This window comes from Flavobacterium aciduliphilum (genome assembly GCF_003268855.1).
Lineage (GTDB): Bacteria > Bacteroidota > Bacteroidia > Flavobacteriales > Flavobacteriaceae > Flavobacterium > Flavobacterium aciduliphilum.
Genome location: NZ_QLSZ01000006.1, coordinates 162,254 through 174,661 on the forward strand (window position 1 = coordinate 162,254; position 12,408 = coordinate 174,661).

Annotated in this window: 8 protein-coding genes and 2 tRNA genes; 5 read left to right on the forward strand and 5 right to left on the reverse strand. The window is 35.0% G+C overall.

Going from position 1 to position 12,408, the window contains the following annotated elements; genetic code table 11:
• Nucleotides 1-55: 55 nt before the first annotated feature.
• Nucleotides 56-1,564: a GH3 auxin-responsive promoter family protein gene (locus CLV55_RS08160; RefSeq protein ID WP_112113261.1), complete on the reverse strand. Its 1,509-nt coding sequence runs from the start codon at nucleotides 1,562-1,564 to the stop codon at nucleotides 56-58.
• 102 nt (nucleotides 1,565-1,666) lie between these two features.
• Here CLV55_RS08160 and CLV55_RS08165 point away from each other — a divergent pair, with 102 nt between their 5' ends.
• Nucleotides 1,667-2,461, forward strand: coding sequence for a DUF2797 domain-containing protein (locus tag CLV55_RS08165; RefSeq protein WP_112113262.1), 795 nt, complete (start codon nucleotides 1,667-1,669; stop codon nucleotides 2,459-2,461).
• A 24-nt stretch (nucleotides 2,462-2,485) separates the two neighbouring features.
• On the opposite strand, the gene CLV55_RS08170 is transcribed toward CLV55_RS08165, so the two are convergent.
• The gene (locus CLV55_RS08170) at nucleotides 2,486-5,050 is read right to left on the reverse strand and encodes an AsmA-like C-terminal region-containing protein (RefSeq protein ID WP_112113263.1); all 2,565 of its coding nucleotides are present in this window, start codon (nucleotides 5,048-5,050) and stop codon (nucleotides 2,486-2,488) included.
• Nucleotides 5,051-5,151: 101 nt separating this feature from the next.
• Nucleotides 5,152-6,915: a signal peptide peptidase SppA gene (sppA, locus tag CLV55_RS08175; RefSeq protein WP_112113264.1), complete on the reverse strand. Its 1,764-nt coding sequence runs from the start codon at nucleotides 6,913-6,915 to the stop codon at nucleotides 5,152-5,154.
• Between the two features lie 137 nt (nucleotides 6,916-7,052).
• On the opposite strand from sppA, the gene folK reads away from it, so the two are divergent.
• Nucleotides 7,053-8,192, forward strand: a complete 1,140-nt coding sequence (gene folK / locus CLV55_RS08180) for a 2-amino-4-hydroxy-6-hydroxymethyldihydropteridine diphosphokinase (protein ID WP_112113265.1) — start codon at nucleotides 7,053-7,055, stop codon at nucleotides 8,190-8,192.
• 11 nt (nucleotides 8,193-8,203) lie between these two features.
• Here folK and CLV55_RS08185 read toward each other — a convergent pair whose 3' ends face one another.
• Both CLV55_RS08185 and CLV55_RS08190 read right to left on the reverse strand, forming a co-directional pair.
• Nucleotides 8,204-8,740 (reverse strand): RNA methyltransferase, encoded by a 537-nt coding sequence (locus CLV55_RS08185; protein WP_112113295.1) that lies wholly within the window; start codon nucleotides 8,738-8,740, stop codon nucleotides 8,204-8,206.
• A gap of 57 nt (nucleotides 8,741-8,797) precedes the next feature.
• Nucleotides 8,798-9,310, reverse strand: a complete 513-nt coding sequence (locus tag CLV55_RS08190) for a DUF1573 domain-containing protein (RefSeq protein ID WP_112113266.1) — start codon at nucleotides 9,308-9,310, stop codon at nucleotides 8,798-8,800.
• A gap of 151 nt (nucleotides 9,311-9,461) precedes the next feature.
• On the opposite strand from CLV55_RS08190, the gene mutS reads away from it, so the two are divergent.
• The 3 genes from mutS to CLV55_RS08205 all read left to right on the forward strand — a co-directional run bounded on the left by mutS (nucleotide 9,462) and on the right by CLV55_RS08205 (nucleotide 12,386).
• Complete coding sequence (mutS, locus tag CLV55_RS08195) at nucleotides 9,462-12,083, forward strand: DNA mismatch repair protein MutS (protein WP_170122246.1); 2,622 nt, start codon at nucleotides 9,462-9,464, stop codon at nucleotides 12,081-12,083.
• A gap of 131 nt (nucleotides 12,084-12,214) precedes the next feature.
• Nucleotides 12,215-12,287, forward strand: a tRNA-Gly gene (locus CLV55_RS08200).
• 13 nt (nucleotides 12,288-12,300) lie between these two features.
• Nucleotides 12,301-12,386, forward strand: a tRNA-Leu gene (locus CLV55_RS08205).
• Nucleotides 12,387-12,408 lie beyond the last annotated feature (22 nt).

Below are 12,408 nucleotides of genomic sequence, written 5' to 3' on the forward strand. Positions count from 1 at the left end.
TATCTCTTTTTTTTCTATTTTAGATGATTTTGGTATTAATAAAGTAGTGTTTTTGCTATAAGTTTTTGAGTTGCTCTAAATAATCCCTTTGATTCGACAATCTCGGAATCTTGTGTTGTCCACCTAGTTTATTGTTTGCTGCTAGCCAATCATAAAATAGATTTTCGCGCGCCACATTCACTTTCAAGGGGTTTAAAGTCATGTTGTTGTAGCGTTTGGCTTCATAATCAGAATTTAAGGTTTGAATCGTTTCATCCAATACTTTTTCAAATTGCGTGATGTCTTCTGGGTGTTTTTTAAATTCAATCATCCATTCGTGGGCGCCTTTTTCTTTGCCTTTCATGAAAATAGGCGCTACGGTATAATCTTTGACTTCACAATGCAATTGAGAGCAGGTTTTTGCTATAGCGGCATCGGTATTTTCCACCATCAATTCTTCACCAAAAACATTGATATGATGTTTGGTTCGACCAGAAACACGAATTCTGTAGGGATTTAGCGAGGTAAATCTCACCGTATCGCCAATTAAATAACGCCATAAGCCAGAATTGGTAGTGATGACTACAGCATAGTTTTTGAATAATTCTACTTCGGATAATGGAAGTACTTTTTGATGGGGTGTTCCAAAAGTGTCCATCGGAATGAACTCATAGAAAATCCCATAATCCAACATCAATAACAAATCATTAGAATAATTCAAATCTTGAATGGCAAAAAATCCTTCTGACGCATTGTAGATTTCGTAGTATTTAAAATTGTCGTTAGGTAATATCTTTTTATACTGTTCTCTGTAGGGTTCAAAACTTACGCCTCCATGAAAATAAACTTCTAAATTGGGCCAAAGTTCAAACAAGTTGGTATTGTTAGTTTCGGTTAAAATTCGATTTAACAACACCAACATCCACGAAGGAACTCCAGCAAAACTAGTTACATTTTCGGTTTTAGTTTCATTAATAATCGCGGTGAGTTTGCTTTCCCATTCGCTCATCAAAGATATTTTACTGCTTGGCGTGCTGCTAAATTCGGCCCATATAGGCATGTTTTCTATCAAAATCGCCGATAAGTCGCCAAAAAGCGTGTTGTTGTTTTCGTAAATTTGAGAACTACCTCCAAGGCGCAAACTTTTCCCAAGAAACATTTCGGAATTTTCATTGTTGTTCAAATACATGCACAACAAATCTTTACTGCCTTTGTAGTGACAATCTTCTAGAGCGCTGTTGCTTACAGGGATGAATTTACTTTTAGCATTTGTAGTACCACTTGATTTGGCAAACCATTTGATAGGTTCGTGCCAAAATATATTTTGCTCGCCTTTTCGAGTTCGTTCAATGTAAGGTTCCAAATCTTCATAGCTCGACACTGGCACTCTTTCCGCAAATACAGAATAATTTTTAACCGATTCAAAATCGTATTTTTTTCCGATAAGTGTTTCTTCAGATTCATGGATTAAATTCATAAGTAATTCTTCCTGAACCTCATGAGGGTATTTTAAAAACAATTCAATTTGATGAATGCGTTGTTTTAAAACCCATGAGGCAATAGAATTAATTATTGGAAAAGGCATTTTTAGAAGTACGAATTATGAATTACAAATTATGATTTCTAATTTTACCAAAAATAAAAAAAATTGTTGAACTTGTAGCTTTACATCCGAAACTTTACACAAATGATTTACGAAGGGGTTCTCACTAAAATGCAAACGGAATTTTCTAATCCTATTCAATACTATCTAGTTTTTGAGAATAATTTTCTGATTTTGAATCAATTATTAGATAAAAATCTTGAAATTAATTTTGTAGGGTATCAATGTTTACATTGCAGCAAAAAGAAAAAAATTTTCAGACAAGGATTTTGCTATGATTGTTTTATGAGTAGTCCTGCTGCTGGCGATTGGATTATGAAACCCGAGTTGAGCACGGCGCATTTAGATATAGAAGACAGAGACTTAGAATACGAACGTAAAGTGCAATTGCAACCGCATATCGTGTATTTAGCCTTGTCGAGTGAAGTTAAAGTGGGGGTCACGCGAAAAACACAAGTCCCAACCCGTTGGATTGATCAAGGTGCAGTGCAAGCCATTCCCATTGTTGAGGTTCCGAATCGGTATTTGGCAGGAATTACGGAAGTCGCACTAAAAAATCATTATGCTGATAAAACGAATTGGCAAAAAATGCTTAAAAATGAAATTCCTGAAGTGGATTTGATTAAAGAACGTATGAGTTTGAAATATCTAATTCCTAAAGAAGTTCAAGATTATTTTCATCCTGAGAAAGAAGATTTGTACGATTTACATTTCCCAGTTTTAGAATATCCGAAAAAAGTATCTAGTTTGAATTTAGACAAAACATCAAATTACTCTGGGAGACTTATGGGAATTAAAGGACAATATTTGATTTTTCAAGACGGAACGGTTTTCAACGTTAGAACCTTTGAAGGGTATGTGGTTAAGATTTCGTTGTAGTTTGTCATTGCAAATTTACAATGACTATGGTGTTTTCTTTTTTCCAAACAAACCATTTAATAAATCTTTCGCTTGATTTACTGCATTTTTGGTTTTTGTAGTGTCTCCTTTTGTATTTTTATTCAATAAATCTTGTAAGGCATTGGCACCCTTATTCAATAGTTTTTCCTTTTGTTTTTGTGCCAACTGCGTTACTAATGCTGTTGTGGCGGCTTTCATATCGGTAGCTACTTTGGGTTTACTGAAACTTCCTGTAAGCAAAGCCGTGATGGGAATATTTTTTAAGTTTGAAAAATCTGAAGGAGAAAGTTTAGTGAGTAAAGCGTTGGCGTCATTTCCCAAATATTTCGCTGGAACATCAAATTTTAAAGTGTAATTCATGAGTTGATCAAAACCATGCGTTCCAGCAACGGTAACTTTAATATCTTGATATTTTAGGTCAAAGGGTTTTACAGAAACTTTCCCGTCTTTAAAACTCAAGGCCGCTTTAACATCGTTAAAATTTAATTTTTTAAGATCAATAAATTTTATATTGTCTCCCAAAGCATGAAGCATATTTGAATTGGCTGGATTGACAGAACTTCCCAATATTTCACCCAATAAATCACCAGTAAGGGTATTGACGTTGGGCGTCATAGTGTTTTCGTTTAAAGTTCCAGACAAAGCCACAGTCGAATTGATTTTTCCATTAATCACCCCTGCAATTGGGGCTACCTTTTTAAATAAATCCAATTGTGTAAACGTCTGGTTGATGTCAACTTTATTCAATCCCAAATTCATATTAAATTTTGGTGTTTTTTCTTTTGTTGAAACCGTTCCGTTTAATCCAATTTGTCCATCAAAAATTGAAGTTTTGACATTTTCTAATGTCACAGCTTGGTCTTTAATACTTAATTTTCCACTACAGTTTTTTAAGGTAAGGTTGTCATAATAAACAGTATTGGCTTTGGCAGTTAGCGAACAATCCAAAAAAGCAGGAATTTTCATCGCAGTAGCATTCGATTTATTAGTGTTTTTTCCAGCATCGGAAGCTGACATAAAATCGGAAACAGCCAACTGATTGGATATTACATTGAAATTCCCTTGTAAGTTTTGATTTCTAAAAACGTAACCATAAAAATTATCTAGAACTCCAGTAACATTCAAATCACTTTTTCCTGTAGTAGCTTTAAATTCTTGAAGATTCACACGACTCGGATTGAAAGCGACTTTTGCAGCATTGATGGTCATGCTTTTCCCATGGTCGTCGACATATTTAAATCCTGTTACAATTATAGTTCCCGCATTGTTTATGTTTTGGTAATCGCTTTTTTCAACAGATGCCATGTCGAATTTTGTAGTCACATCGGCTTTTAAAATTCCCGAAAGAGGTTTGGCTAATTTTATTGGATAGGCTTGGGAAAGATTTCCTAGGTTGAGCGTTCCTTTTAAAGCTGCATCGACCAACGCATTGGTAGCCACATTTTTGATATTAGCTTTGGCACTAAAAACATCTTGATCTATTGAAAAAGAGAGGTGATCCAAATTTACATAAGTATCATTTAAAACACCTGTTTCATTCACGATTTTAGTGTCAATGATGATGTTTTTAATAGATTTAGGTAAATTAGGATATTTAAAAGACGCATTGTTTGAGGCAATTGCTATTGAAAATTTTGGAATACTAGTTTCTGACTTGACTCCTTTTGCAAAACCGTTTACCGTAAAGTCTCCCGAGGTTTGTACGTTTTCTATAGGACCTCGATAGGCTGCTGGAATTAACCCAAGGAAATTTTTAAATGAAGCTGTAGGGGTTTTAAATGTTAAATCAAATACCTGACCGGCATCGGCCATCTGCATAAAGCCATTGAATTCTAAAGGAAGGTCGTTAATTTTTGCTTTGTTTTCTTTGAAAGTGTATTTGCTTTGATTTAAGTCAATACCAAGAATAGCGTCTAGCGAAACAGCGACGTGATTCATATAATTCATTTTATCCATCGAAAGAGACACTTTTGCAGTAGTTTTGGTGTCTAAATCGAGCAAGTTATTGGTGAAATCACCTGTTCCAGAGTGGTTGATGCTGTCGAGAACCATTTTCATTTTGGAAGCTTCATCGGTAAATTTAAACTTCAAATTTTCAATGTCATACCCCTTTATTTTTAGTGTAAGAGGATGACTTTTTCCTTCTTGTTTTTGGTCTTTATTTTTTAGTGCAATATCAAAATTACCTACACCCTCTTTATTAAAGATGATGTTGATTAATCCGTTTTTAGTAGAAATTCCTTCAATAGACATGGGTTCTTTGTCACCTTTAAAAAGTTCCATCACAGACATTTTTAAATGCAACTCGTCTAGAGCCACAAGGGTATCGCCTTCAAAAGGAGCTTTGTTAATTATGGTAAGCTGTTTTACAGAAATTGTGGCTTTGGGAAAATTTTTAAACAAACTCAAATCGGCCTCTGAAAAACCTACTTTTGCGTCGACATTCTCATTTATGGCTTGAGTTATTTTCGCTTTGATTTGGTCTTTAAAGAGATAAGGAATTGTGAAGGCAACTATAAGAAGCACTGCAAAAGTAATTCCGACAATTTTTAAAATTTTCTTAGCCATGGTGATTGAATTTGTTTTTGCAAATTTAGGGCTTTATCGATGAAACCTTTCTAATGAAATCATAAAAAAATAAACCACCATAGCACTATGGTGGTTTTCTATTAATTTAGTTTGTATTCGTAGGGGATTCTTGCTTGAATTCCTTTTTGTTTGGCAAAGGTTTTTACCTGTTGCAAGAGTTGATATGTTTGTGTACCCAATTCTTCTTTGAGAAGTCGTTCTTTACTTTGTGCTAATCCAAATTTTTCCAAAATGGCACCAAAATCTTTTTCAAATTCTGGGAAATTTTGGGTTCGGTATTTTTGTGTTTTTCCTAGGTGCGCGGCTTCTTTAATCGCTTCATCCATACCGCCAATGTGGTCAACCAATCCGATTTTTAAGGCATCTTGACCGCTCCATACACGTCCTTGACCAATAGCGTCTACTTGTGCAAAAGACAAGTGTCTGCCTGTAGCTACCCGATTTACAAAGATTCCATATACACGTTCCACTCCTTCTTGTGTAAAACTTCTAAAACTTTCGTCAATAGGTCTAAATGGACTGTATTCCGAGGCATTAGGGTTTGTTTTAACTTGTTCTACAGTAATGCCCATTTTGGAAGCGAGCTCAGAAAAATTAGGGAGAATTCCAAAAACGCCAATCGAACCCGTGATGGTATTGGATTCGGCAAATATTTTATTGGCATTACATGCAATATAATACCCGCCAGATGCAGCATAATCCCCCATAGAAACCACAACAGGTTTGGTTTTTTTTGTCAATTCTATTTCCCTCCAAATCAATTCAGAGGTTAAGGCATTTCCTCCTGGGCTATTAATTCTTAAAACAACCGCTTTTACATTTTTATCGTTTCGAATTTCTTGAAGCGAACGACGCATAGAACCTTCTCCAATCGTATTGACATCGCCTTCTCCTTCTCCAATTTCTCCTTGTGCATAGATGATAGCAATTTTGTCTTTGGCATCAAAATCTAAATGAGAGGTAGCTACTTTATCGGCATAATCGGCAATGGAAACGGAGTTGTAGTCTTCCGATGGGTCTACATGAAGTTTTTTCTTAATATCGGCGTGATACACGTCTTCGTAGGCAATTTTATCTATTAATTTTTCGGCTTTTGCCCCCTCAGGATTTCGTGCTAATAAACCATTAGCAATGTCATTTAGGTGGGTAACACTAATTTTTCGGCTGTTGGCAATGTCAACCAGTAGTGAATTCCAGATAGACTGCAGTAATTGTGTGGTTTGTTCTCTGTTAGGTTCGCTCATTTTATTGTCTAAAAATGGCTCCACCGCACTTTTATATTTCCCATGTCTGATGACTTCCATTTTAATTCCCGATTTGTCTTCTAAATCTTTGAAAAACATAATCTCTGCCGAAAGTCCTTTAAAATCTAGTTCTCCCACAGGGTTGAGATAAATCTGCTGCGCTACAGAACTTAGATAATATTCTTTTTGGGAATAGATATTAGAGTAAGAATAAATAAATTTCCCCGATTTTTTAAAATCGTCCAATTGATCTCTCAAGGCTTTAATTTGCGCAATTCCCAAATCAGAAGTGGTATTCAAAATGGAAATCCCTTTGATTTTGTCATCTGTTTTTGCGACTTCTATGGCTTTCAATACATCCATTAAGCCATCGTGTTTTGTTTTGTCGTTAAGAAAAGGCATGTCGTGATAAAGCACTTTTCCTGCATAATCGTTGTGGATTTTTGATAAGTCTAATTCTATTACACTATTTTTTTTAACGGTTATTTTGTCGTCATCTCCTTTAAAAATAATACTTATTAACACTAAAAATAAAAAACCAAAAAGGCAAAAAACAAATAACCCTACAAGAGTTGCTAATACATTTCCTAAAAATCTCATATCATTAATTTTCCTTAGTTAGTAGTTCAATATGATAATTCGTTACAAATCATTTGGTTTGTAAACAAAAAAATAGTTATCAACAGAACGCACAAATATAATTTAATTCTGAAATTCTTTTAGTTATTTTGCGAGATATGAATCGACAACATCACATACTGCTTTCTATAGGAACCAATCAAGGAAATCGACTAGAGAATATCGAACAATGTATCTCTAAAATTCATCAAGAGGTAGGTACTGTAGTGGCAGTTTCCTCTATCTATGAAAGCGATTCATGGGGGTTTGAAAGCGATTCATTTTTGAATTGTGCGCTTTTACTTCACACGCACAAAGGGGCACATAAAGTTTTGAAAGGCCTTTTGAAAATTGAGTCTGATTTAGGTAGAACGAGATCTCAAAAAGAAGGATATGAATCAAGAATTATAGATATTGACATCATTGCCTTTGATGACGAACAAATTGAGAATCCAAAACTAACGCTTCCGCATCCCCATTATCAGGAGCGCTTATTTGTATTGTTGCCCATGAAGGAAATTGCTCCTGATTGGGTCTGTCCTCTTGCAAAAAAAACAATAGCTGAATTACTCACAATGTGTCAAGACAAAGGGCGTTGTGTTGTAAAATATCACATAGAAGCACCATTACAAAAATTGCGATTTGACCATGTTAATTATATTGCTATTGAAGGAAATATTGGTGCAGGAAAAACCACACTTGTTGGTAAAATGGCCGAAGATTTTAATGCAAAAAAAGTATTGGAGCGTTTTGCTGATAATCCTTTTTTGCCCAAATTTTACAAGGATCAAAATCGATATGCGTTTCCCTTGGAAATGTCTTTTTTAGCCGATCGCTATCAGCAAATATCGGATGACTTGGCCCAATTTGATTTGTTTAAAGATTTTGTGGTGGCCGATTATCATATTTTTAAATCATTAATTTTTGCTAAAGTGACTTTAGGCGAAGATGAGTTTCGATTGTATAAAACGCTATTCGACATTATTTACAAGGAAATGCCTAAACCTGATTTATACGTTTATTTATATCAAAATACAGAAAGATTGCTTCAAAATATCAAAAAGCGTGGCCGTGTATACGAACAAGAAATTCCTGCAGAATACCTCGAAAAAATCAATAATGGTTATTTAGATTATATCAAAACCCAACAAGGACTTGATGTACTTATTATTGATGTTTCCACACGAGACTTTGTGAAAAATCAGGAAGATTATGTTTTTGTATTAGATGAAATTCAAAAAAGAATCACGGCTTTTTAAATAATTTCTGCCTACAAATCTTTTTTTAGTTTTTGAAATAAATCCCAAACCACAATTCCTGTACTTACCGATATGTTCAAAGAATGTTTGGTGCCAAGTTGCGGGATTTCAATGCAACCATCACATAATTTTATGGCGTCTTGAGAAACTCCAAATACTTCATTTCCAAATACAAGAGCGTATTTTTTGTTTGATTTGGGTATGAAATTATCTAGAAAGATAGCGTGTTCAACTTGCTCGACTGCATAGACCAAGGTATGTTCTTTTTTAAGATCTTCGATAAGTGTTAAAACATCCTTTTGATATTCCCAAGCCACAGTTTCAGTGGCACCCAATGCCGTTTTATGTATTTCTTTGTTAGGAGGCGTTGCTGTGATGCCACACAAATAAATTTTTTCGATTAAAAAAGCATCTGAGGTTCTAAAAACCGAACCGATGTTGTGAAGACTTCTGATGTCGTCTAAAATAATACTAATAGGTGTTTTTTCAGATTGTTTGAAATCTTCAATCGATTTTCTTTCGAGTTCGTTATTGCTTAATTTTCTCATAGTTATATAAAAAAAGCTTCCCATTGAGGGAAGCCTTTATTGCATATTTTTTGTAAATTAGTTTTTAGGCTCAGTAGCAGCAGGTGTTGGGTCAGGCAATACATTTCCTTTGATACGTACCACTTTTGTTTCTTGTCCAACAGCGTTTGATTTGATTGTAACTGTTTTTTCAAATTGTCCTACTCTATCAGTTGCATAGTGTACTTTAATTACTCCTTTTTCACCTGGTTGGATTGGTTTTTCAGGTTTTGTAGGAACTGTACAACCACAAGAACCTTGAGTACTTTCAATTACTAATGGACTAGTACCATTGTTTGTAAATACAAATTCTCTTGTTCCTTCTGCATTGTGAGGAATAGTTCCGTAATCAATTGTTTCGTTTTCAAAAACCATTCCAGCTCCTTCAGCAGCAGGTGTTTTTGTGGCTTCAACTTTTACTGGTGCAGCTTCAACTTTTGCAGGCGCAGCAGCTACTGGTTTTGTTGATTTTTTTGCTTTTCCTTTCGTTTGCGCGTTAGCAGTAGTTACTCCAAAAGCAACTAACATGGATAAAAACAATATTTTTTTCATTTTTTTTTAGTTTATGTTAATAATAGACAAAGCTACTAAAAAAATAAATTAGAGATGTTAATGAGTTGTTAACACTTAAAATTAGGTAAATTTAGATGTAGTTTTTCGGAAATTAAGTACATTCGTAAGCTAAATTTTAAAGTAAAAATTTTTGGGAGCAAAAGAAAAAAGCACAAAGGAAACCCCTTTAATGAAGCAATATAACGAGATAAAAAGGAAATATCCCGATGCTTGTCTTTTATTTAGAGTGGGGGATTTTTATGAAACTTTTGGAGACGATGCTGTTCGAACGGCCAAAATTTTGGGAATAACTTTGACAAAGCGTGGTGCTGGTTCCGAGACAGAAACGGCATTGGCTGGATTTCCACATCACTCTATCAATACATACTTACCTAAACTTGTTAAAGCAGGCTTACGTGTCGCTATTTGTGATCAGTTGGAAGATCCAAAAATGACCAAAACTATTGTAAAAAGAGGTGTAACAGAGTTAGTTACCCCAGGGGTAGCTCTAAATGATGAGGTGTTACATGCCAAAACAAATAATTTTTTAGCAGCTTTATATTTTGGAAAAAAAAATATAGGAATATCATTTTTAGATGTTTCAACTGGGGAGTTTTTGACCTCGCAAGGAAACGAAGAATATATTGATAAGTTGCTGCAGAATTTTCAACCGAAAGAGATTCTTATTCAAAAAGCAAACAAGCTTCAGTTTAAAGATGTTTTTGGGGATGATTTTAATGTGTTTTATTTGGAAGACTGGGTGTTTAAGGAAGATTATGCTCGTGAAATATTGATTAAACATTTTCAAACAAATTCATTAAAAGGATTTGGAGTAGAAGAATTGAGTGAAGGAATTATCGCCTCGGGATCTATTTTGTATTATTTGTCAGAAACCCAACATAATAAAATACAACACATTACAAATATTCAACGACTGGCTGAGGATGCCTACGTTTGGATGGATCGATTTACCATTCGGAATTTAGAATTGTATCACAGTACCAATCCCAATGCCGTAACGTTATTAGATGTTATTGACAAAACACTTTCACCTATGGGGGGAAGGTTGCTCAAAAGATGGTTGGCCTTGCCTTTAAAGGAGTTGGATAAAATTAAAAGCCGACACGATGTGGTTTCCTATTTTAAAACACACGGCGAGGTCTTGCACAAAATTCAATTTCAAATCCAACAGATTTCTGATTTAGAGCGCCTTGTTTCAAAAATTGCTACGGGAAAAGTAACGCCACGAGAAGTGGTATACCTAAAGGAATCATTGGATGCCATTATTCCCATTAAAACATTAGCGTTAGAAAGTTCACAAGAAGCTGTCAAAATTCTTGGAGAGAGTTTACACAGTTGCGATTTGTTGCGTGAAAAAATTCAGAATACAATTATACAAGATGCTCCTGTAGCGGTATCTAAAGGAAATGTGATAGCTTCTGGAATCCATCAAGAATTAGACGAATTGCGCGCTATTGCCTTTTCAGGTAAAGAGTTTTTAGAAGGTATTGAAAAAAGAGAATCTGAGAAAACGGGAATTTCTTCCTTAAAAATTTCCTTTAATAATGTGTTCGGATATTACATTGAAGTTCGAAACACTCATAAAGATAAAGTGCCCTCCGATTGGATTAGGAAACAAACTTTAGTAAGTGCCGAGCGTTACATCACAGAAGAGTTGAAGGCGTATGAAACAAAAATTCTAGGAGCGGAAGAGCGTATTTATCAAATTGAAAGTCAGCTTTTTGAACAATTAATTCAGTGGATAGGGACTTATATCAAACAAGTACAATGGAATGCCAACTTGATTGCCCAGTTGGATTGTTTAACTTCTTTCGCACAACTCGCTATCGAACATCATTATGTCCAGCCCATTTTGGATGATTCTTTCGAATTAGAAATTACTAATGGAAGGCATCCTGTAATTGAAAAGCAACTGCCTGTTGGAACTTCCTACATTGCAAATGATGTCTTTTTAGATCGTGATTCGCAACAAATCATCATGATTACGGGCCCAAATATGTCTGGGAAATCGGCTATTCTGAGACAAACGGCTTTGATTGTATTGTTGGCACAAATTGGATGTTTTGTTCCTGCCGATCAGGTTCGTATGGGTGTTGTAGATAAAATTTTTACAAGAGTTGGAGCTAGTGATAATATTTCAATGGGGGAATCGACTTTTATGGTTGAGATGAATGAAACGGCATCAATTTTAAATAATATATCAGATAGGAGTTTGGTGCTTCTCGATGAGATTGGTAGAGGAACCAGTACCTATGATGGGATTTCAATTGCTTGGGCAATCGCTGAGTTTTTACACGAAAACCCATGCCGTCCTAAAACACTATTTGCAACTCATTATCACGAATTGAATGATATGTCTGAGCGTTTGCCAAGAATCCAAAATTATAATGTTACGGTAAAAGAATTAAAAGACACGGTTCTTTTTTTAAGAAAGTTGGTAAAAGGAGGTAGTGCGCATAGTTTTGGAATTCATGTAGCTAAAATGGCTGGAATGCCTCAAATTGTGATTCAGAAGGCTCAAAAAATTCTTAAAAAATTAGAAAAAGAACATTCGGGAGAAGCCTTGCATGGGGGAGTTGTAAAAAATAGTTTGGCTCAAGATCAAGAATTACAATTGAGTTTTTTCAATTTAGACGACCCTTTATTAGAGGAAATTAAACAGGAAATTGTTACCCTTGATATTAATACTTTAACACCCGTTGAAGCATTAATGAAACTGAATGAGATAAAACGTATGCTTACAAAAAAATAATAAAAACGTTTTCAAGCAATTAGCAATTAGCAACTAAAAAATATTAAAAAACCTTTGTATAATTGAATTTAAGTGTTACATTTGCATCCGCAATACAGAAGTAGTATTGTTGCTCTTATAAAAAATGATTCGCGAAAATAGCTCAGTTGGTAGAGCGCGACCTTGCCAAGGTCGAGGTCGCGGGTTCGAGCCCCGTTTTTCGCTCTCTTAAAATACTGCTCGAGTGGTGGAATTGGTAGACACGCTGGACTTAAAATCCAGTGAACAGTAATGTTCGTGCGGGTTCAAGTCCCGCCTTGAGTACAAAAAAGCTTCAAACTAGGTT

Coding starts and splice junctions, on each gene's coding strand:
- CLV55_RS08185 (WP_112113295.1), bottom strand. CDS start 8,740: ATGAGAAAATTAAGCAATAACGAACTCGAAAGAAAATCGATTGAAGAT.
- CLV55_RS08170 (WP_112113263.1), bottom strand. CDS start 5,050: ATGGCTAAGAAAATTTTAAAAATTGTCGGAATTACTTTTGCAGTGCTT.
- sppA (WP_112113264.1), bottom strand. CDS start 6,915: ATGAGATTTTTAGGAAATGTATTAGCAACTCTTGTAGGGTTATTTGTT.
- CLV55_RS08165 (WP_112113262.1), top strand. CDS start 1,667: ATGATTTACGAAGGGGTTCTCACTAAAATGCAAACGGAATTTTCTAAT.
- CLV55_RS08160 (WP_112113261.1), bottom strand. CDS start 1,564: ATGCCTTTTCCAATAATTAATTCTATTGCCTCATGGGTTTTAAAACAA.
- folK (WP_112113265.1), top strand. CDS start 7,053: ATGAATCGACAACATCACATACTGCTTTCTATAGGAACCAATCAAGGA.
- CLV55_RS08190 (WP_112113266.1), bottom strand. CDS start 9,310: ATGAAAAAAATATTGTTTTTATCCATGTTAGTTGCTTTTGGAGTAACT.